Origin of the sequence: Hydrogenophaga intermedia, assembly GCF_023715105.1 — a bacterium.
GTDB classification, from domain to species: Bacteria; Pseudomonadota; Gammaproteobacteria; order Burkholderiales; family Burkholderiaceae_C; genus Hydrogenophaga; species Hydrogenophaga intermedia_A.
This window is the reverse complement of the sequence record NZ_JAMBNO010000008.1, coordinates 72,240-92,501: the sequence shown is the minus strand read 5'-3', so window position 1 is coordinate 92,501 and position 20,262 is coordinate 72,240. Positions and strand designations below refer to the sequence as shown.

The window sequence follows — 20,262 nt, the reverse complement described above, 5'->3', positions numbered from 1 at the left end:
CCCCGACATGCATGGCCACCTGACGCTGATCAACACGATTGCCGCCGGCCTCGGCCTGGCGCTGATCTTCGGCTTCCTGTGTGCCAAGGTGCGCCTGCCCGCGCTGGTGGGCTACCTGCTCGCGGGCGTGATCATCGGCCCGTACACACCGGGCTTCGTGGCCGATGCGGCGATCGCGGCGCAACTGGCCGAGATCGGTGTGATGCTGCTGATGTTCGGCGTTGGCCTGCATTTCTCGCTCGACGATCTGCTCTCGGTGCGCAAGATCGCACTGCCGGGCGCGGTGGTGCAGATGGTGGTGGCCACGCTGATGGGCTACGGGCTGGCGCGCTGGTGGGGCTGGGGCCACGGCGCGGCGCTGGTGCTGGGCATTTCGCTCTCGGTGGCCAGCACGGTGGTGCTGTTGCGCGCGCTCGAAGGCCTGGGCCTGCTGGGTTCCATCACCGGGCGCATCGCCGTGGGCTGGCTGGTGGTGGAAGACCTGGCCATGGTGCTGGTGCTCGTGCTGCTGCCACCGCTGGCGGGGTTTCTGGGCGGCGCTTCCCCCGACGTCGCGGCCGGCGAAACCGTCTGGGGCACGCTGGGCATGACGCTGCTGCGGGTGGGCGCCTTCGTCGCGGTGATGCTGCTGATCGGGCGCAAGTTCTTCCCCTGGGTGCTGTGGCAGGTCACGCACACCGGCTCGCGCGAGCTGTTCACGTTGTGCGTGGTGGCCGCGGCGGTGGGCATCGCCTTCGCCTCGGCCGAGCTGTTCGGCGTGTCGTTCGCGCTCGGCGCCTTCTTTGCCGGCATGGTGTTGCGCGAGTCGGAGTTCAGCCACCGCGCCGCGCAGGAGTCGCTGCCGCTGCGCGATGCCTTTGCGGTGTTGTTCTTCGTCTCGGTGGGCATGCTGTTCGACCCGAGCGTGATCGTGAACCAGCCGTTCCACGTGCTGGGCGTGGTGGCCATCATCCTGGTGGGCAAATCGCTCGCGGCGGCCGCCCTGGTGCTGGCGCTGCGCTACCCGCTCAACACCGCACTCACCGTCTCGGCCAGCCTGGCGCAGATCGGTGAGTTCTCGTTCATCCTGGTCGGCCTGGGCGCCAAGCTCGGCTTGATGCCCGACGTGGGCCAGAGCCTGGTGCTGGCGGGCGCGCTGATCTCCATTGCGCTGAATCCGCTGCTGTTCAAGGCCATCGAGCCGCTGCAGGCGCTGCTGCGCGAGCACTCCCCCCTGGTGCGTCGGCTGGAGGCGCGCGACGACCCGCTGGCCGAGCTGCCGCGCAGCACCGAGGCCAAGTACCTCTCGCGCCAGGTGGTGCTGGTGGGCTATGGCCGCGTGGGCCGGCGCATCGCCGCGGCGCTCAAGGCGGCGGGCCAGCCCTTTGTGGTGGCCGAGCAGAACCGCGAGATCGTGGAGGCGCTGCGCGAGCAGGGCATGGCCGCGGTGGTGGGCAACGCGGGCGAGCCGGAGGTGCTGATCCAGGCCCACATCGCCAACGCGCGCATGCTGGTGGTGGCCACGCAGGACACGCTATCACTGCCGCAGATGATCGACACCGCGCGCACCCTCAACCCCGGCATCCGCATCGTGGTGCGCTCGCACAACGAGGATGAGGCCGAGCGCCTGATGAGCGCGGGGGTGGACACGGTGTTCCTGGGCGAGGCCGAGATCGCCCAGGCGATGGCGCGGCACGTGTTGGCGCCCCCCGCGCCAGCCACCTGAGCGAGCGCGAGCGGGCGAGTCCGTAAAATCAGGTCCATGCGCCGCTGGCTCATTGCGCTTTTCGCCTTGCACTTCCTGATGGGAGTCGTCGGCTTCGCCATTCCCGATCATGTCGTCGACGTGCCCGTCGCGGGCCTGACGGCGGGCGGCGCCCACGCCAGCGACACCCCGGCGCCGAGCCAGAAGGGCCTGGCCGACCTCGCCCATGCGCTGGCGGACGAACTGCCCGACCTGCCCGACACCCTGCAGCGCCACGCCGCACCGGCAGGAGCGCATGTGCTGGCGCCTGCGTTGCCGCTGTGGCGCCATGGCGGCCTATCGACGCCCGTGCTCGAGCAACCCTTCCGCCCGCCGCGGCCCGCCTGAGCGTCATCACCCGCTCCGCCAGCCCCAGGCGCCTCAACGGCGCGGGCGGCGGCCCGGCCCCGGCCTGCGGCCGAGGTCCACCCTCCTCCTCCATTCATGGGTTCACTCCTGCCGTGGCTTGAAGCCGCGATCCTGGGCGTTGTCCAGGGGCTCACCGAGTTCCTGCCGGTGTCTTCCAGCGCGCACCTGCGCATTCTTGGCCCGCTGCTGCCCTCGGGCACCGACCCGGGCGCCGCGTTCACCGCGATCACGCAACTCGGCACCGAGGCCGCGGTGCTGGTGTATTTCCGCCACGACATCGCGCGCATCCTCGTGCGCTGGTGGGGCTCGCTCACGCAGCCCGCATTGCGCCGCGACCCCGACGCGCGCATGGGCTGGTTGATCCTGATCGGCACGCTGCCCATTGCGGTGCTGGGCCTGCTGTTCAAGGACGCGATCGAGACCTCGCTGCGCCACCTCGCGATCACGGCGACGATGCTGATCGTCTTCGCGCTGCTGCTGGGATGGGCCGATCGGCGCGCGCCGCAGCGGCGCACCCTGCGCGAGCTGGGCTGGGGCCACGGGCTGGTGTTCGGTTTTGCGCAGGCGCTGGCGCTCATTCCGGGCGTGTCGCGCTCGGGCGGCACCATCACGGCGGGTCTGCTCATGGGCTACACGCGCGAGGCCGCGGCGCGTTACTCGTTCCTGCTGGCGCTGCCGGCGGTGGCGGCCTCGGGCTTCTACCAGCTCTACCGCAGCTGGGGCGTCAGCGGCCCGATCGCCCCGGGGCCCACGGCCCTGGCCACGCTGATCGCCTTCGTGGTCGGCTACGCCGTCATCGTCTGGTTCCTCAAACTCGTGTCCACGCGTGGGTACATGCCGTTCGTGCTGTACCGCATCGCGCTGGGCGCCCTGGTGCTGTTCCTGCTCGCCGCCGGCGTGCTGGCACCGCTCTGATTTCCCACCCACCACCATCATGGAAATTGCCTTACTGATCGCGCTCATCCTCCTCAATGGCGTCTTTGCCATGTCGGAGCTGGCGCTCGTGACCGCGCGCAAGGCGCGTCTGCAGAAACTCATCGACGAAGGCGACGGCGCGGCCGCTGCTGCTGTCAAGCTCGGTGAGGACCCAAACCGCTTTCTCTCCACCATCCAGATCGGCATCACCTCCATCGGCGTGCTCAACGGCATCGTGGGCGAGGCCGCGCTGGCCGGCCCGCTGGCGCTGTGGCTGCAGTCGCTGGGCGCACCGATGCAGGCCAGCCAGATCGGCGCAACCGCGTTGGTGGTGGTGGTCATCACCTACTTCTCCATCGTGGTCGGCGAGCTGGTGCCCAAGCGCCTGGGCCAGACACACCCCGAGGCGCTGGCGCGCCTGGTGGCGCGGCCGATCGACTGGCTGGCTGGCGCGACCAAGCCGTTCGTGATGCTGCTGTCCTTCTCCACCAAGGCCTTGCTGCGCCTGATGGGTGTGAAGGAGAACAGCGGCAACGCCGTGACGGAAGAAGAGATCCACGCCATGCTGGCCGAGGGCACCAGCGCGGGCGTGATCGAATCGCACGAACACGCCATGGTGCGCAACGTGTTCCGCCTGGACGACCGGCAGATCGGCTCGCTCATGGTGCCGCGCAGCGACGTGGTGGTGCTCGACATCGAGGAGCCTTTCGAGGTGAACATGGCGCGCCTGGAAGGCAGCGACCATTCGCGCTTCCCCGTCGTCAAGGGCAATCTGGGCAACCTGCAGGGCGTGCTCAATGCGCGCCAGTGGCTGGCCCAGGTGCTGCGTGGCGACAAGCGCGGGCTGGAGCAGCAGCCGCTGCAGCAACCGCTGTACGTGCCGGAGACCATCACCGGCATGGAACTGCTCGACAACTTCCGCCAGTCCGACGTGCAGATGGCCTTCGTGATCGACGAATACGGCGAGGTCCAAGGCATCGTCACGCTGCAGGACCTCATCGAGGCCATCACCGGTGAGTTCCAGCCGCGCGACCCCGAAACTTCATGGGCCATGCAGCGCGAGGACGGGTCCTGGCTGCTGGACGGGCACATACCCGTGCCCGAACTGAAGGACCGGCTCGACCTGGACACCGTGCCCGACGAGGAGCGCGGTCGCTACCACACGCTCAGTGGCATGCTCATGCTTCTGACCGGCCGCCTGCCGCGCGTGGGCGACCATGCCAGCTGGGAAGGCTGGCGCCTGGAGATCGTGGACATGGATGGTCGAACCATCGACAAGGTGATGGCGACGAGGCTGCCGACGCCCGCCAGCGAAAAGGACGGCACCGCGGCATGAACCCCTCTCCCGCGCTGCTGCCCGGCGGCCTGCACGGTCAGCCGCTGTCGCTGGTGCTGTTCCGGCTGGCGCACGAAGGCACCTCCGAGCGCATCAGCATCGGCGACCTGCTGGCCGCGCTGGGCGACCGCGCGATCGGCGCGCTGATGTTCGTGTTCGCCGTGCCCAACGTGATGCCGGTGCCGCCAGGCGTCTCGGCCATCCTGGGCGCGCCGTTGATCTTCCTTGGCGCGCAGCTCATGCTGGGCCTGCGGCCCTGGCTGCCGGGTGTCATCGCGCGCCGTTCCCTCGCACGCGACGACCTGCAGACGCTGGTGCGGCGCATCCGCCCCTGGCTGGCGCGCGCCGAGAAGCTCCTGCGCCCGCGCTGGGGCCTGCTCACGCATCCGCCGCTCGAATACGCCATCGGCCTGCTCTGCCTGGTGCTGGCGGTGGTGCTGTCGCTGCCCATCCCGCTGGGCAACACCCTGCCCGCGCTGGCCATCAGCGTGCTCGCGCTGGGCGTGCTGGAGCGCGACGGCCTGTGGGTGCTGGCCGGCACCGCCCTCGCCGCGTTCGCGCTCGCCGTGGTGTCGGGCGTGGTGTGGGCAATGGCGCAGGCGGCCCTGTACTTCGTGGTGCGCCTGTGGGGTTGAGCGTGGCCGCGCGCGTCAGTGCAGGCCAATGCGCGCCAGCGCGCGTGGTCGTGCGGGTCGACGGCCACCTGGCCGGTGGCCAGCTCCTGCCGCGCCTGGCGCAGCACGGCCCAGCCGCTCTGCAACGCCAGGCTGGCCATGAGGCTGGCGACCAGCAGGTCGGGCCAGGCGGTGCCGGTACCGAACACGCCCAGCGCCGCCGTGAGCACCGCGAGGTTGCCGATGGCGTCGTTGCGGGTGCATAGCCACACCGAGCGCATGTTGGCATCGCCCTCCCGCCAGGCGTAGAGCAGCCAGGCCACACCCAGGTTGGCCGTCAGCGCCAGCACGGCCACCACACCCATGGTCATGGCCTCGGGCACCGCACCGTGCCACACGGCCCAAACCGTTCGCCCGAGGATGAACAGGCCAAACGCCATCATGCTGAGCGCCTTGAGGATGGCGGCGCGCGCACGCCACGCCAGGGCCGAGGCCAGAACGGCCAGCGAGACCGCGTAGTTGGTGGCATCGCCCGCGAAGTCGATCGCGTCGGCCAGCAGCGAGAGCGATCCGGCCTGCAGGCCCGCCGCGATCTCGACCGCAAACAGCGCGGCGTTGACGATCAGGGCGACCCACAGGATCTTGCGGTATCGCGCCAGATTGGCGGGGGCCAGGGCTTGTGCGGGCGGCGTCTCGTGTTCGCAGCAGGGGGCCGACATGGGGTTTCCTTTCGATGCCGCCATTGGAAACTCTGGCGTTGGTCAGGCGTCAAGCCCCCTGGCCGACGGACGGATCAACCCGGCCGCGCGCCTTCCCATGCCGCCTGCAGCAGCTCGCGAATGGCACGCGCCTCCAGCGGCCGGGGGTTGGGGTACTGGTTTTGGAGGGCGATGTCGCACGCCTTGTCCAGATCGCCCGCCTGCATGCCGATGTCGCGCAGCGACACCGGCGCGCCGTTGGCTTTCGCGAGGTCGAACACGGCCTGCGCGGCCTTGCCGTCATCACGGCCCAGGGCACGCGCGATGCGCTGCATGGCCTGGGGCGCGGCGGCGGCGTTGTAGGCCAGCGCGTGCGGCAGCACCACGGTGTGGGTTTCGGCGTGCGGCAGGTTGAAGCTGCCGCCCAGGGTGTGGCAGAGCTTGTGGTGCAGCGCCATGCCCACCGAGCCGAGCACGATGCCGCACAGCCAGGCGCCGTAGAGCGCGTCGCTGCGCGCCTGCACGTCCTTCGCATTCGACACGATGCGCGGCAGCGCGCGGCCGATGGCGGCGATGCCTTCCTCGGCCATGAGGTCGATCACCGGGTTGCCTTCCACCGAGTACAGCCCCTCGGCCGCGTGCGCGATGGCGTTGATGCCACTGGTGACACTCAATCCCACGGGCAAGGTGAGCGTGAGTTCGGGGTCGTAGAGCACGCTCTTGGGCAAGACCTTGAAGTCCTTGCCGGTCTTCTTCAGGCCGGCCTCGGTGATGCCGTAGATCGGCGTCATCTCCGAGCCCGCGTAGGTGGTGGGGATGGCGAGGATGGGCAGGCCCGAGTCGAGCGCGATGGCCTTGCCCAGGCCGGTGGTGGAGCCGCCGCCGATGGCCACGGCGCAGTCGGCACCAAGCTGGCGCGCCACCTCGCGCGCTTCGCGCGCGGTCTCGATCGGCACGTGCATGACCGCGCGGTCGAAGATGCCCGCGGCGCGATCGCCGAGCAGCTGCGCCACGCGCTCGGCGCTGGCGCGCTGCTCGGGCGTGCACAGCACCAGCGCGCGCTGCGCGCCCATGGCGGCGATGGCCTGCGGCAGTTGCGCGAGTGCGCCGGCGCCGAACACCACGCGGCTGGGCAGGCCCTGGTAAACGAACGATCGCATTCGGTTCTCCTCAGTCGGTGTTCAGGCCCGCGGCCCGCTGCACCACGCGGATGATGGCGGCGTAATCGAGATCACCGTCGCCCTGCGCCTGCGCGGCCGCCATGAGCTGGCGCGTGGCCGCGGTCTGCGTCAGCGGCACCTGCAGGCGCGCGGCCTCACCGAGGATGAGGTCGATGTCCTTGTTCATCTGGCCCACGGTGAACGTGGGCGTGTAGTCGTGCTGCGAGAGCTGCACGCTCTTGGCTTTGACGATGGGCGAGGCCACGGCGCTGGCGCCGATCACGCGCCACATATCCTCCCAGGCCAGGCCGCCCTTCTGCCCAAGGCTGAGCGCTTCGGCCAACATGGCGCTGGTCTGCGCGATCATGAGGTTCACCACCAGCTTCATCAAGCGCGCCTGTTCGGCATCGCCAAGCCAGAAGTGGTTGGGCCCCCAGCAACGCAGCAGCGGTAGCAGTTGCTCGTGCAGCGCTTTCGGGCCCGAGGCCATCACCGTGAGCTGGGCCGCCTCGGCCATGTGGTTGTTGCCAGAGACGGTGCAACGCAGGTGCTGCACACCGGTCTTCTCGCAAGCCATGGCCACGCAGGCCGAGGCGCCGGGCGAGACCGTGCTGGTATCGACCCAGGCCGCGCCCTTTGCCGCGTGCGCAGCCACGCGCTCACCCACCGCCAGCAGCGCACCGTCGTGCGGCAGCGACGAGACGACGACCTCGGCCGCGCCCAGGCCGTCGGCCACCTGCAGGCCTGCATCGCGCGCCAGCGCCAGCCGCTCGGCCGAGGGGTCTTCCACCGTGACGGCATGGCCCGCAGCCAGCAAATGGCGCGCCATGGGCAAGCCCATCTTGCCGACGCCGATGACGTGGATCTTCATGCGGGCACTCCTTGCGGCGCGCCGATACCCATGGCGCGGGTGATCTTCTCGCCCGAGGCGCGCAACGCGGCCAGCAGCGGCGGCAGATTCACACCGAGCAAGCGGCCTTCGCGCTTGCGCCACTGGCCGGCCACCATCACCGAATCGATGTTGGCCAGCGAGGCCTGGAACACCACCGCGCTCACCGGGTCGTGCACCGGCTGCATGTTCAGGTCATCGGCGCGAATCAGCACCACGTCGGCCTGCTTGCCCGGCGCCAGCGTGCCGATGCGGTGCAGCTGGCGCAGCATGCGGGCGCCTTCCACCGTGATCCAGGCGAGCGCCTCGCGCGTGGTGATGGTCGACGTGTCGGGGATGCTGCCGTGCGCCGCGCGGTGGGCCACGTTGTCCAGGCTGCGCTGGATGCCCAGCGCGATACGCGCCTGGCTGATCATGTCGCCGCTCATCACGCTCTCCAGGTCCACGCCCAGCGAAGGCGCGCGGCCCAGCGCGCGCAGCCGCCCGGTGAGCGGATGGCCGTGGCCCTGCGACATCTCGCTCTCGGCCGCGGCCGAGAAGCTCATGCCCAGCTCGCAGAAGCGTTTCAACTGTTCGTCGCTCAGCGCGTGGCCGTGCACGATGTTGATCTGCTCGCCGAGCAGGCCCAGCGCCTCGAGCTTCTCCCAGCCGTCGGGCGTGCGTGCGGGCCCGCCGCCCTGGTGCAGGGAGGCGATCAGGCCCAGGTCCTTGGCCATGCGGAAATCGTGCACCGCCACGTCGAGCGTGCTGTAGTGCGGGCCCAGCACGGCGGCATGGATGTCCAGCAGCGCTTGGCCCTGGTGCGCCTTGAGCAAACGCTCCACCTCGGCGCGCGGGTGCGGCACCTCCCAGAACGGCGTCTGGCCGGGCTTGGGGTCGGGCTTGGGTGTGCCGTGGAAGAAGGCTGCGCGGATACCGGATTGCAGCAGCGCGCTCACCGCCGCGTCGTTGTGCGCGGGCGTGGGGTTGTTGTGGCACCAGTCCACCAGCGTGGTGGTGCCGCAGTTGAGCTGGTTGAGCGCGCCCACCAGCGTGGCGATGTGCAGGTCTTGCGGTGCGAACACGGTGGCCAGGCCGGCGTGCATGTTCTTGAAGTACTGCAGCAGCGTCCAGTTGGCGGCCACGCCGCGCAGCGCCGTCTGCCAGGTGTGCATGTGGGCATTGACGAAGCCCGGCACCAGGATGCAGCCGGTGGCATCGACCACCTGCGCGTCGTCCACCGCCAGTTGCGGCGCGATGGCCTCGATGGTGTCGCCGGCCACCAGCAGGTCCCCCACGGGCAGGTCGCCCTGCGCGTCCATGGTGACGATGCTGGCGCCACGGATGAGCGTGCGCTGTGCCATGGCCGCCTCAGCCCGACAGGCCGTCGCTCACATCGACGTTGAGCGGCTGGATGCTGAGGCCGGCGTCGGCCGCGGTTTCCTTGAGCAGCACCGCGAAGTCGATGTCGTCGTACCCACGGCCCACCATGCGCGCAATGCTCTCGCGCGTGGCCGCGGCCGAGGGCATGGGCACGCCGTGCGCCTTGGCGGCACCCAGGCCGAGGTCCATGTCTTTGAGCAGCAGCTTGGGCGTGAAGGTCACCTGCTCGAAGTTCAGTTTGGTGAGCACCGGTGTCTTGTAGCGCGTGTACATGCTGCCCAGCACCGAATCGTTGATGCTCTCCAGGAACACATGGCGCGGAATGCCCGCCTTCTCGGCCAGCACGGTGATCTCGCACAGGCTCTGGATGATCACGCCGAACATGGTGTTGTGCGCGATCTTCCACACACGGGCGAGCTCGCCTTCGCCCACCCACATGACCTTGCGCGACATCGCGGCCAGGTACTTCTCGTTGGCGTCGTACAGGGCCTTGGGGCCGGAGGCCACCAGCAGCAGCTTGCCGGCCTTGGCCACCTTGGCGTTGCCAGAGACCGGCGCGCACAGGTAGGCGACGCCCATGGCTTCGAGCTTTTCGCGGATGTCGGCCGAACCCTCTTGCGAGATGGAGGAGCTGTCGATCACGGTCTTGGGCTTCCTGGCGCCCGTCATCACGCCGCCGGCGCCGAACAACACCTCTTTCAGGTCGTCGGTGGTCGAGACCATGGTGAAGATGGTGTCGCAGCCAGCAAGGTCGAGCTTGCTGTCGACCACGGTGGCGCCGTATTCGGCCAGCGGCTCGGCCTTGCTGCGGGTGCGGTTCCACACCTGCACGGTGTGCCCGGCCTGCAACAGTTTCTTGACCATGGCTTCGCCCATGCGGCCCAGGCCGATCCATCCCAGTGATTGGCTCACGTGCTTGTCTCCATCGGGTTGTTCGAAGCGGCCGAGTGTGTGCAAGGCCCGGCATTGACCGCAACCCGGCGCGCGGAAATCAGTTTTTCAGAGGGACGGCGGGATAAGATGTTCGCCAGTTGTTCAACCAACGGCCGCCATGACGGGCGAGCACAGGGAGAGGACTGCATGCGCCTGAGCGGCCCTTGTTTGACGGCCCTGCTTTCGCTTGTGCTGCTGGTGGCCAACGCGGCACAGGCGGCACCGCGTGTGGTGCGGGTGGGCGTCTACGAAAACCCACCCAAGCTGCTCGCCGATGCCCAAGGGCAGCCCAGCGGCATCCTCGGTGAACTGTTGCGCGAGGTGGCCCGGCTGGAGAACTGGACGCTGCAGCCCGTGCCTTGCGAGTGGGAACGCTGCCTGCAGTTGCTGGAAGACGGCGAAATCGACCTGATGCCGGACGTGGCCTGGAGCGAGGCGCGAGCGACGCGCTTCGACTTCCACCGCATTCCCGCGCTCCCCAGTTGGTCGCAGCTGTATCGCCGCAGCGACGTGACGCTGCAGTCGGTGCTCGACCTGGAGGGCAAGCGCCTGGTGGTGCTGGAGGGCTCGGTCCAGCAGACCCACCTGGCGGGCCTGTTGAGCGGCTTCGGGCTGCGCGCCGAGCTGGTGCCGGTGAAATCCTTCGAGGACGCCTTCGCCATGGTGGCCGCTGGCGAGGCCGACGCGGTGGCCGCCAACCGATACTCGGGCGACGGCGCCGCCAGCCGCCACGGCCTGTCGGCCACCAGCCTGGTGTTCCTGCCCAGCCAGCTGTACTTCGCCGCCGACTAGGGCCGCCATGCCGACCTGCTGGCCGCCATCGACGCCCGACTGGACGCGTGGCAATCCGACGGCAGCTCTTTTTACTTCCAGACGCTGGCGCGCTGGGGCCAGAACCCCGACCAACCGCGTGTACCGCAGGTCTTCTGGTGGGGGCTCGGGGTCGCGCTGGCCTTGCTGGCCCTCGCCCTCGGCTTCGTGGCCCTGCTGCGGCGCGAAGTGGCGCGGCAGACAATGGCGCTGCGAGATAGCGAGGAGCGCCTGCGTCTGGCCATGATGGCGGCCAACCAGGGCCTCTACGATCTCGACCTGACCACCGGCGAGGTCCAGGTGAGCCCGGCGTACGCCACCATGCTCGGATACGACCCGCGGACCTTCCGGGAGAGCCTCGAAATGTGGCGCGAGCGACTGCATCCCGAAGACAAAGCCGTGGTCTCCGACAACCTCGAGGCCTATGTGTCCGATCGCCTGCCGGAGTACCGGGTCGAGTTCCGCCTGCGCACCCGCATGGGCGCCTGGAAATGGGTCCTGTCGCTGGGCAGGATCCTGGAGCGCGCGCCCGATGGTCGACCGCTGCGCATGCTCGGCACCCACACCGACATCGATGCCATCAAGGCCGCCGAGTCCGCGCTGCGCGAACTCAATGCCCACCTCGAAGCCCGGGTCGCCGAACGCACCACCGAACTCACGGCGGCCAACCAAGAGTTGGAGACGTTCGCCTACGCCGTCTCGCACGATCTGCGCGCGCCGCTGCGCGCGATGAGCGGCTTCTCCCATGCACTGCTGGAAGACCACGCCGACGTCCTGCCCGGCGACGCCCGGGCCTATGTCGAACAGATCATCACGGCCGGTCGCAAGATGAGCGATCTCGTCGAAGGCCTGCTCGCGCTATCGCGCGTCACACGCGGCGAGTTGCGGGTGGACCGCGTCGACGTGTCGGCGCTGGCGCGCCAGCGTCTGGCCGAACTGGCGGCGAGCGAGCCGTCACGAACCGCGGCGGTCGAGGTCGAGCCCGGCCTGTCGGTGCAGGGCGATCAACGCATGATCGCCAGCGTGCTGGACAACCTGCTCGACAACGCCTGGAAGTACACCGGCACCACCACACAACCGACCATCCGCGTGCAGGGCTGCACGGCCGACGGGATGTCGGGCTTCTGCGTCACGGACAACGGTGCCGGTTTCGACATGGCGCACGCGGCGCGCCTGTTCCAGGCCTTTCAGCGCCTGCACCGCCAGGACGAGTTTCCCGGCATTGGCATCGGCCTGGCCACCGTGCAGCGCATCGTGCGACGCCACGGCGGCCAGATCGTCGCGCAAGGCACGCCAGGCCAAGGCGCCACGTTCTCCGTGCTGCTGCCGGCCAGGGCCGAACAACCGCAAGAAGCCACCACCCCATGAACATGAAGACCATCCTGCTCGTCGAAGACAACCCGCAAGACGAGCTGCTCACGCTGCGCGCGCTGCGCAAGGCGCATGTCGCCAACCGCATCGACGTGGCGCGCGATGGCCAGCAGGCACTCGACTACCTGTTCCGGGCCGGCGAATTCGCGGACCGCGAAGGCCCCGACCTGCCCACCGTGGTGCTGCTGGACATCAGCCTGCCACGGCTGTCGGGCCTGGAAGTGCTGGAACGCCTGCGCGCCGACCCCCGCACGGAACTGCTGCCGGTGGTGATGCTGACCTCGTCCGACGAGCAACGCGATCGGCTCGGCAGCTATGAGAACGGCTGCAACAGCTTCGTGCAGAAGCCAGTGGACTTCGCAGAATTCGCTGACACGGTGGCGCGGCTGGGCGTGTACTGGCTGGCGACCAACGAACCCCCGCCGCAGCGGTGAGCGGGTGCTCTGGCGGGTTGGCGGGTTGGCGGGTTGGCGGGCGTCAGGCGAGGGGCTGTGCCCGGCATGGCGCCTCGCCTGACGGGAACGTGGTTGGCGCGGCAGCGGTGTTCGCGCCTCGCTGGACTTGGACCCTGGAAGTTCTGCTTGGGGCCGAGGCTGTGTGGAAACGAGTTGAGCGCATCCACGTGATTGCACTTGATGGCGGTTCTTCCGGTTTTGACCTGTCATGCCGCGTATGGGCGTCTCTGTGAGGTTTCAAGGCCTCTGCAGCTGGTCCTGAGGGCGCGATTGGAGGCAAAAGGGCTTACGCCCTCACCAGTCGCATCGCTTTCATCATGTCCTCGAACCCGAGGATGGCGAGCAAGCGCTTGAGGTTGTAGGCCAGCACAGTCAGGCTCACCTCCGTGCTCACGCCGCCCAGTCGCCTGGTCAGGAAGTGGGTGTGGCCCATCCAGTGCTTGAAGGTCCCGAATACATGTTCCACCGTGCGCCTGCGCACCCGCATGGCCTGCGGCATTCGGTCCAGGCGCCGCTGCGCCGCCTCCAGAACCGTCTCGTGCTCCCAACGGCTGATGCGCCTGTGAGCGCTGGGCGTGCATTGCGTCTTCATCGGGCATTGCGGGCACGCACTGCTCCAGTAGCGCCTGAGTTGCAGACCATTCTCCTCACGGGTAAAGCGGTAGATGGCCCGCTGACCTGCAGGGCACAGGTACTCGTCGTCCTTGGCGATGTAGATGAAGTCTGATCGGTCGAAGCGCCCAGCGGCTCTGGCGCCGGAGGTCGTGGGTTTGGGCAGGATCACCGCCACACCCGCCTCGACACAAGCCTTGATCTGAGGCGCGCTGTAGTAACCGCGATCGGCAATGGCACGCAATCTCTTACGGTCCATTGCTTCGCGTGCGGCCTTGGCCATGGGCGCAAGTGCGTCGCGGTCGTGCCCGCGATTGGTCACCTCGTGCGCCACCACGAGGTGATGCTCGCTGTCGACGGCGACCTGTACGTTGTAGCCCACGATGCCCGAAGCGCGCGCGGTGGTGGCCATGGAGCGGGCATCGGGGTCGGTCATGGACAACTGGCCGTCGGGCTGCTCGCGCAGTTGATCACGCACCCCATCGAGCACGCGCATTTGCTGACGCAGCAGTTCGATCTTTCCCTTGAGGCGCTGGGTCTTGGCTTCGAACTCGACCGGCTGTGTGCGATCGGCCGTGTCCAGTGCCACCAGGTAGCGGTGAATGCTCTCCTCGATCTGCTGCTGGCGCTTGTCGATCTTGCCGGCGGTGAAGTTTCTGTCGCGCGAGTTCACCGCTTTGAACTTGCTGCCGTCGATGGCGACCAGGGATTGGCCAAAGAGCTTGAGGTCACGGCAGAGTTCGACGAAGCGCCGGCAAACGTTGCGAATGCCTTGGCCGTTGTCGCGGCGGAAGTCGGCAATCGTCTTGAAGTCGGGCGCCAGCCGCTGCGTGAGCCACATCAGCTCCACGTTGCGCTGGCATTCACGCTCCAGGCGACGGCTGGACTGCACTCGATTGAGGTAGCCGTAGAGATAGACCTTGAGCAGCACCGCCGGGTGGTAGGCGGGGCGCCCGGTGGCTGCTGGCTCAGCGCCGTCGAACCCAAGCGCCGCCAGGTCCAGCTCGCTCACGAACGCATCGACCACGCGCACCGGGTTGTCCTCGGCAACGAAGTCGTCCAGACACTCGGGCAGCAACGTCACCTGGTGGCGGTCCTGGCCTTCGATGAATCGGGGCATCGCGACTCCGGAAATTGCGATGCCGCAACTCTAGAAGGACATCATCGAAAAGTGCAGAGGGTTTTCACACAGCCTCGGCCCAAAGCGGGCCTCTCGGCATCGACGGTTACAGAGGGGCGTCCTGCAGGATGACCGCCCGCTCCTGGCCGATAGGCGCCATCGTATTCGACACCTTGCCTTTGCTCGTCACGTGCGCCACCCCGCCACTGGCCGAGCAAACTCAAGCCCGACCGGTTTGCGCCAACAACGCAGACACCTCATCCGCCGCCGCCCGCAGCTTCGGCAACATGCTGTCCTTCATCACCGCCGCCGAAGTGCGGTTCGCCTGCCCCGACACGTTGAGCGCCGCCACCACCGCTCCCGCCCGGTTCTTCACCGGCGCGGCGATGGAGATCAGGCCCTCCTCCAGTTCCTGGTTCACCAGCGCCCAGCCCTGGCGGCGCACCTGCTGCACGCGCGCCAGCAACTCGCCCATGTCGGTGGCGGTGTGCCGCGTGTTGGCGCGGATGTCACTCGCCTTCAGGCGTGCTTTCACCTCGGCGTCGTCCAGACCCGCCAGCAGCACCCGGCCCAATGAAGTGCACCAGGCGGGCAGGCGCGTGCCCACGTTCAGGTTGATGGCCATGATCTTGTGGGTGTGCACGCGCAGCACATAGACGATGTCCGTGCCGTCGAGCACGGCGGCGGAGCAGCTCTCGCCCACGTCGTCGGCGAGCCGCTCCATCACCGGCTCGGCCAGGTTCCAGATCGGCAGCGCCGTGAGGTAGGAAAAGCCCAGCTCCAGGATGCGCGGCGTCAGGCGGTAGTGTTTGCCGTCGCTGTGCACGTAGCCCAGCGCCTGCAGCGTGAGCAGGATGCGCCTCGCGCCTGCACGCGTGAGGCCGCTGCGTGCGGCCACTTCGGAGAGCGTCTGCACGCTCGCCTCGGCGCTGAAGGAGCGGATCACCTCCAGCCCGCGGGCGAAGGATTGCACGTAGCCATCACCAGGCGTGGGGGCGTCGGGTTCGCGACGGGCGCGGGTTGCCATGGTCTGGGGTGGGCGTCTAGAATGGTTCGTTAATCGAACAATTGTTCGTCATTAGAACATCAACCCTTCACTGGAGACAAGTCCCGTGATCAACAAGATCGCTGCCTCGGTGGCCGAGGCCCTGCACGGTGTGCGCGATGGCGCCACCGTGCTCATTGGCGGCTTCGGCACCGCCGGCATTCCCAACGAACTCATCGACGGCCTGATCGAACAGGGCGCGCGCGACCTGACCGTGGTGAACAACAACGCCGGCAACGGCGACCACGGGCTGGCTGCGTTGCTCAAGGCCGGGCGCGTGCGCAAGATCATCTGCAGCTTTCCGCGCCAGGCCGACAGCCACGTGTTCGATGGCCTGTACCGCAGCGGCGCGCTGGAGCTGGAACTGGTGCCGCAGGGCAACCTGGCCGAGCGGTTGCGCGCCGCGGGCGCGGGCATCGGCGCCTTCTTCACCCCCACGGGCTTCGGCACCGAACTTGCCAAGAACGCCGATGGCTCGCCCAAGGAGACGCGCGTGATCAACGGCCGGCCCTATGTGCTGGAGTACCCGATCCATGGCGATGTGGCGTTCATCAAGGCCGAGCGCGGCGACCGCTGGGGCAACCTCACCTACCGCAAGGCCGCGCGCAATTTCGGCCCGGTGATGGCCACCGCAGCCAAGCGCACCATCGCCAGCGTGTTCGAGATCGCCGAACTCGGCACACTCGACCCCGAAACCATCGTCACCCCCGGCATCCACGTGAGCGCCGTCGTGCAGGTGCCGCGCACCGTCACGCAGGCCGGTGGCTTCAAGGAGGCCGCATGAGCTACGTGAAGCGAACGAAAGACGAGCTTGCCAAGCGCGTGGCGCAGGACATCCACGACGGCGCCTACGTCAACCTCGGCATCGGCCAGCCCACGCTGGTGGCCAACCACATACCCGCCGGGCGCGAGGTGATCCTGCACAGCGAGAACGGCATCCTGGGCATGGGCCCGGCGCCGGCCGCGGGGCAGGAAGATTACGACCTCATCAACGCCGGCAAGCAGCCGGTGACGCTGCTCGCCGGCGGCGCCTTCTTCCACCACGCCGACAGCTTCGGCATGATGCGCGGCGGCCATCTCGACATCTGCGTGCTCGGCGCCTTCCAGGTTTCGGCCACGGGCGACCTGGCCAACTGGAGCACCGGCGAGCCCGGCAGCATCCCGGCCGTGGGCGGCGCGATGGATCTCGCCATCGGCGCCAAGCAGACCTGGGTGATGATGGACCTGCTCACCAAGAAGGGCGAGAGCAAGATCGTGGCGCAATGCAGCTACCCGCTCACCGGCATCGGCTGTGTGAAGCGCATCTACAGCGACCTCGCCACGCTCGAATGCACGCCGCAAGGCTTGAAGCTGATCGACGCGGTGGACGGCCTGTCGCTCGACGAACTGCAGCGCCTGGTCGGCCTGCCAATCACTGCCGCCTGAATTTTTCTCCGGAGACCCCATGACGAAACAAGCCTTCATCTGCGACGCCATCCGCACCCCCTTCGGCCGATACGGCGGCGCGCTCTCCAGCGTGCGCACCGACGACCTCGCCGCCCTGCCCATCAAGGCGCTGATGGCGCGCAACCCCAATGTGGACTGGGCCGCCGTGGCCGACGTGCTCTACGGCTGCGCCAACCAGGCCGGTGAGGACAACCGCAACGTGGCCCGCATGGCCGCGCTGCTGGCCGGCCTGCCGATCGACGTGCCGGGCGCCACCATCAACCGCCTGTGCGGCTCGGGCCTGGACGCGGTGGGCAGCGCGGCGCGCGCCATCAAGGCGGGCGAGGCGGGCCTGATGATTGCGGGCGGCGTGGAGAGCATGAGCCGCGCGCCCTTCGTGATGCCCAAGGCCGAGAGTGCCTTCAGCCGCGCCAATGCCGTGTACGACACCACCATCGGCTGGCGCTTCGTCAACAAGCTGATGAAGGCGCAGTACGGCGTCGACTCCATGCCCGAGACGGCCGAGAACGTGGCCATCGACCACAAGATCGAGCGCGAAGCGCAGGACCGCATGGCCCTGGCCAGCCAGCTCAAGGCGGTGGCGGCGCAGAAGGCCGGCCACCTGGCGCGCGAGATCGTGCCCGTGACCATCCCGCAGAAAAAGGGCGACCCCATTGTGGTGAGCCAGGACGAGCACCCGCGCGAGACCAGCCTGGAGGCGCTGGCCAAACTCAAGGGCGTGGTCACGCCCGAGGGCAGCGTGACGGCCGGCAACGCCAGCGGCGTGAACGACGGTTCGTGCGCGCTGCTGCTGGCCGATGAGGCCACTGCCGCGAAGAACGGCCTCACGCCGAAGGCGCGCGTGGTGGGCATGGCCACCGCCGGCGTGGCGCCGCGCGTCATGGGCATCGGCCCCGCGCCGGCCACCGAGAAGGTGCTCGCCCTCACCGGCTTGAAGCTCGATCAGATCGACGTGATCGAACTCAACGAAGCCTTCGCGGCGCAAGGCATCGCCGTGCTGCGCATGCTGGGCCTGAAAGATGACGACGCGCGCGTGAACGCCTGGGGCGGCGCCATCGCGCTCGGCCACCCGCTGGGCGCCAGCGGCGCGCGCCTGGTCACCACCGCGGTGAACCGCCTGCACCACACGGGCGGGCGCTACGCGCTGTGCACCATGTGCATCGGTGTGGGCCAAGGCATTGCGCTCATCGTCGAAAAGGTCTGACCAGAGAAGGTCCATGCGCCACCCTGCCCTGTTGCTGAGCTTGTTGATTGCCAGCGCGGCGCAGGCGCAGGGCTGCGGCGAGGTGCTGTCCATCGCCACCGCCGCATCGGGCGAGTTGCGCGCGGCCTACGTCGCACCCACGGCGCAACCGCCCGTCACGCTGTTGCTGCTGCCCGGTGGTGGCGGCCACGCCGATCTGGATGCGCAGGGCTGTGCGCAGCAGCTCAAGGGCAACTCGCTCAACCGCTCGCTGCCGTTGTTCCAGGCACAGGGGCTGGGCACGGTGTTCGTGGACGCACCGCGCAGCCACCAGGGCCCGGACGGCCTGGGTGGCCACCGCGTGCTGGCCGCGCACGCCGACGAGCTGGGCCGGGTGATCGCCGCCGTGCGTGCACGCGGTGGCGGCGCGGTGTGGGTGGTTGGCACCAGCCGTGGCGCCATCTCGGCCGTGAACGCCGCGGCGCGTTTGAAAGGCGACGCCGCGCCCGACGGCGTGGTGCTGACCTCGGCCGTGGTGCTGGGCGACCCGCGCGCACGCAAGCCCTGGGTGGCGCACTCGGTGTTCGACCTGCCGTTGGCCGACATCGCCCAGCCGCTGCTCGTGGTGGTGCACGCGCAGGACAACTGCCTGCGCTCGCCGCCCACCGAATCGGCCCGCGTGATCGCCGCCACGCGCAGCGTGCGTGCACAAGCCGTCAGCGTCACCGGCGGCCCAGGCGTGCGCACGGCGGATCCGCTGCAGGCTTGCGAGGGCCGCTCACCGCACGGCTTTGCCGAGCAGGAAGCGGACGTGGCGCAGGGCATCGCGCGATTCGTGCGCGGCGCACGCTACTGAGTCCAGGCGTCGAACTGCTCGCCACTGGCGAGGCCGCGCTCCACCACCAGCTCGCGCAAAGGCCGCCCCTTGGCCTGCGCTTCGCGGTACAGCACCGCCGCCTCTTCGTGCCCGATGTGTTTGGCCAGCAACGTGGCCTGCAGCATCGCCGGTGACAGCGCCGAGGCGATGCGTTCACGGTCGGCCTGCATGCCGCGCACGCAATGCCGCTCAAAGCTGCGCATGCCGTCGGCCAACAGGCGGATGCTCTGCAGCAGGTTGAGCGCGAGCACCGGCTTGGCCGCGTGCATCTGGAACTGGGCCAGCGTGCTGGCGAAGCCGATGGTGACGTCATTGCCCATCACCTGCGCCGTGACCATGAGCAGCGATTCGCTCTGCGTCGGGTTCACCTTGCCCGGCATGATGGAACTGCCCGGTTCGTTGGCCGGCAGGCGCAGCTCGCCGAGCCAGGGGCTGCCCATCCAGCGCACGTCGTCGGCGATCTTGCGCAGGGCGATCGCAAGCGCGCGCAGAGCGGCGTGCAGTTGCACCAGCGCATCGTGCGCGGCCTGCGCGGCGAACGGGTCGTCGGCGCGACGCAGGCTCAGGCCGGTGGCCTCGCTCAAAGCCTGCGCCATGCGCTCGCCGAACTGCGGGTGGGTGTTGGCGCCGCTGCCCACCGCGGTGCCGCCGATGGCCAGGCCCTGCGCGGCCACCATGGCCTCGCTCACCGCGCGCTGCGCGTGATGTAGCTGCACCGCCCAGGCCCGCATCTCCTGCGCCAGCGTTAGCGGCAGGGCGGCCTGCAGGTGCGTGCGGCCGGTCTTGAGGACGTCCTGCACCCCTTCGGCCTGGGTCATCAGCGCATCGTGCAGCGCGTCCAGCGCGGGCAGCAGCGCGCGCTGGCAGCCCAGCAGCGCGGCCACGTGGATGGCGGTGGGCACCACGTCGTTGGACGACTGGCCCAGGTTGACCTCGTCGTTGGGGTGCACCGCGCGCGCCGGGGTCGAGGCCAGGTGCGCCAGCACCTCGTTCATGTTCATGTTGCTCTGCGTGCCCGAGCCGCTTTGCCATACCGAGAGCGGAAAGGCGTCGGACCACTGGCCGGCCATCACGGCATCGGCCGCTTTCACGATCGCCGCCGCCACCGGCGCGTCAAGCCCGCCGAGCGAGCCATTCACCTGCGCCGCGCAGCGCTTGATCAGCGCCAGCGCTTGAATCAGCTCGGGTGGCATGCGCTCGGTGGAGATCGAGAAGTGCTCGATGGCGCGCTGCGTCTGCGCGCCCCAGGGGGCGTTGGCGGGGATGGCGATCTCGCCCCAGGCGTCGTGTTCGGTGCGGGCGGAAGCGGGGTCTGGCTGCATGGTGGCTCTCCGGTGGCTTCCC

19 protein-coding genes and 1 pseudogene are annotated in these 20,262 nt (G+C 68.9%); 12 read left to right on the top strand and 8 right to left on the bottom strand.

What is annotated here, in order from left to right; all coding sequences use genetic code 11:
- Nucleotides 1-7 precede the first annotated feature (7 nt).
- From ybaL to M3149_RS09155, 5 genes are all read left to right on the top strand, one after another.
- The gene (ybaL, locus tag M3149_RS09175; RefSeq protein WP_251709000.1) at nucleotides 8-1,705 is read left to right on the top strand and encodes a YbaL family putative K(+) efflux transporter; all 1,698 of its coding nucleotides are present in this window, start codon (nucleotides 8-10) and stop codon (nucleotides 1,703-1,705) included.
- A gap of 36 nt (nucleotides 1,706-1,741) precedes the next feature.
- On the top strand, nucleotides 1,742-2,071 hold the full coding sequence (locus M3149_RS09170) for a hypothetical protein (RefSeq protein WP_251708999.1): 330 nt from the start codon (nucleotides 1,742-1,744) through the stop codon (nucleotides 2,069-2,071).
- Nucleotides 2,072-2,167: 96 nt separating this feature from the next.
- Complete coding sequence (locus tag M3149_RS09165) at nucleotides 2,168-3,007, top strand: undecaprenyl-diphosphate phosphatase (protein WP_251708998.1); 840 nt, start codon at nucleotides 2,168-2,170, stop codon at nucleotides 3,005-3,007.
- 19 nt (nucleotides 3,008-3,026) lie between these two features.
- Nucleotides 3,027-4,343, top strand: a complete 1,317-nt coding sequence (locus M3149_RS09160; RefSeq protein WP_251708997.1) for a hemolysin family protein — start codon at nucleotides 3,027-3,029, stop codon at nucleotides 4,341-4,343.
- Entirely contained in the window at nucleotides 4,340-4,978 is a 639-nt protein-coding gene (locus M3149_RS09155; protein ID WP_251708996.1) for an exopolysaccharide biosynthesis protein, read from the top strand. The genes M3149_RS09160 and M3149_RS09155 overlap by 4 nt, the downstream gene beginning before the upstream one ends.
- A 74-nt stretch (nucleotides 4,979-5,052) precedes the next feature.
- Here the strand turns inward: M3149_RS09155 and M3149_RS09150 are convergent.
- The 5 genes and pseudogenes from M3149_RS09150 to M3149_RS09130 all read right to left on the bottom strand — a co-directional run.
- Nucleotides 5,053-5,676, bottom strand: a pseudogene (locus M3149_RS09150) (cation transporter); the annotation flags it as partial.
- Between the two features lie 74 nt (nucleotides 5,677-5,750).
- Nucleotides 5,751-6,815, bottom strand: a complete 1,065-nt coding sequence (locus M3149_RS09145) for a maleylacetate reductase (RefSeq protein WP_251708995.1) — start codon at nucleotides 6,813-6,815, stop codon at nucleotides 5,751-5,753.
- A 10-nt stretch (nucleotides 6,816-6,825) separates the two neighbouring features.
- Complete coding sequence (locus M3149_RS09140; RefSeq protein WP_251708994.1) at nucleotides 6,826-7,686, bottom strand: NAD(P)-dependent oxidoreductase; 861 nt, start codon at nucleotides 7,684-7,686, stop codon at nucleotides 6,826-6,828.
- Nucleotides 7,683-9,047: an amidohydrolase family protein gene (locus M3149_RS09135; protein WP_251708993.1), complete on the bottom strand. Its 1,365-nt coding sequence runs from the start codon at nucleotides 9,045-9,047 to the stop codon at nucleotides 7,683-7,685. The genes M3149_RS09140 and M3149_RS09135 overlap by 4 nt, the downstream gene beginning before the upstream one ends.
- A gap of 7 nt (nucleotides 9,048-9,054) precedes the next feature.
- Nucleotides 9,055-10,023, bottom strand: coding sequence for an NAD(P)-dependent oxidoreductase (locus M3149_RS09130; protein ID WP_285886825.1), 969 nt, complete (start codon nucleotides 10,021-10,023; stop codon nucleotides 9,055-9,057).
- A 123-nt stretch (nucleotides 10,024-10,146) separates the two neighbouring features.
- Between M3149_RS09130 and M3149_RS09125 the strand changes: the two genes are divergently transcribed.
- The 3 genes from M3149_RS09125 to M3149_RS09115 all read left to right on the top strand — a co-directional run bounded on the left by M3149_RS09125 (nucleotide 10,147) and on the right by M3149_RS09115 (nucleotide 12,614).
- Nucleotides 10,147-10,791, top strand: coding sequence for a transporter substrate-binding domain-containing protein (locus M3149_RS09125; RefSeq protein ID WP_251708991.1), 645 nt, complete (start codon nucleotides 10,147-10,149; stop codon nucleotides 10,789-10,791).
- A gap of 162 nt (nucleotides 10,792-10,953) precedes the next feature.
- Nucleotides 10,954-12,177 carry a sensor histidine kinase gene (locus M3149_RS09120; RefSeq protein WP_251708990.1) on the top strand — a complete coding sequence of 408 codons (1,224 nt, stop codon included), beginning with the start codon at nucleotides 10,954-10,956 and terminating at the stop codon, nucleotides 12,175-12,177.
- Nucleotides 12,174-12,614, top strand: coding sequence for a response regulator (locus M3149_RS09115; RefSeq protein ID WP_251708989.1), 441 nt, complete (start codon nucleotides 12,174-12,176; stop codon nucleotides 12,612-12,614). Before M3149_RS09120 ends, M3149_RS09115 begins: the two co-directional genes overlap by 4 nt.
- Nucleotides 12,615-12,921: 307 nt before the next feature.
- Here the strand turns inward: M3149_RS09115 and M3149_RS09110 are convergent, their stop codons facing one another.
- Nucleotides 12,922-14,367: an IS1182 family transposase gene (locus M3149_RS09110; protein ID WP_251708988.1), complete on the bottom strand. Its 1,446-nt coding sequence runs from the start codon at nucleotides 14,365-14,367 to the stop codon at nucleotides 12,922-12,924.
- A 220-nt stretch (nucleotides 14,368-14,587) separates the two neighbouring features.
- The gene (locus M3149_RS09105) at nucleotides 14,588-15,394 is read right to left on the bottom strand and encodes an IclR family transcriptional regulator domain-containing protein (protein ID WP_251708987.1); all 807 of its coding nucleotides are present in this window, start codon (nucleotides 15,392-15,394) and stop codon (nucleotides 14,588-14,590) included.
- Nucleotides 15,395-15,479: 85 nt separating this feature from the next.
- Between M3149_RS09105 and M3149_RS09100 the strand changes: the two genes are divergently transcribed.
- Genes M3149_RS09100 through M3149_RS09085 form a run of 4 tightly spaced genes read left to right on the top strand, consistent with a single transcriptional unit; the run spans nucleotide 15,480 to nucleotide 18,897 of the window.
- Entirely contained in the window at nucleotides 15,480-16,196 is a 717-nt protein-coding gene (locus M3149_RS09100) for a 3-oxoacid CoA-transferase subunit A (protein WP_251708986.1), read from the top strand.
- The gene (locus tag M3149_RS09095) at nucleotides 16,193-16,837 is read left to right on the top strand and encodes a 3-oxoacid CoA-transferase subunit B (protein WP_251708985.1); all 645 of its coding nucleotides are present in this window, start codon (nucleotides 16,193-16,195) and stop codon (nucleotides 16,835-16,837) included. The genes M3149_RS09100 and M3149_RS09095 overlap by 4 nt, the downstream gene beginning before the upstream one ends.
- 19 nt (nucleotides 16,838-16,856) lie before the next feature.
- Complete coding sequence (pcaF, locus tag M3149_RS09090) at nucleotides 16,857-18,062, top strand: 3-oxoadipyl-CoA thiolase (protein ID WP_251708984.1); 1,206 nt, start codon at nucleotides 16,857-16,859, stop codon at nucleotides 18,060-18,062.
- Between the two features lie 13 nt (nucleotides 18,063-18,075).
- On the top strand, nucleotides 18,076-18,897 hold the full coding sequence (locus tag M3149_RS09085; RefSeq protein ID WP_251708983.1) for a hypothetical protein: 822 nt from the start codon (nucleotides 18,076-18,078) through the stop codon (nucleotides 18,895-18,897).
- Here the strand turns inward: M3149_RS09085 and M3149_RS09080 are convergent.
- A complete protein-coding gene (locus M3149_RS09080) occupies nucleotides 18,891-20,240 on the bottom strand; it encodes a class II fumarate hydratase (protein ID WP_251708982.1) in 1,350 nt (449 codons plus the stop codon). The two genes, M3149_RS09085 and M3149_RS09080, sit on opposite strands and share 7 nt — an antisense overlap.
- Nucleotides 20,241-20,262 lie beyond the last annotated feature (22 nt).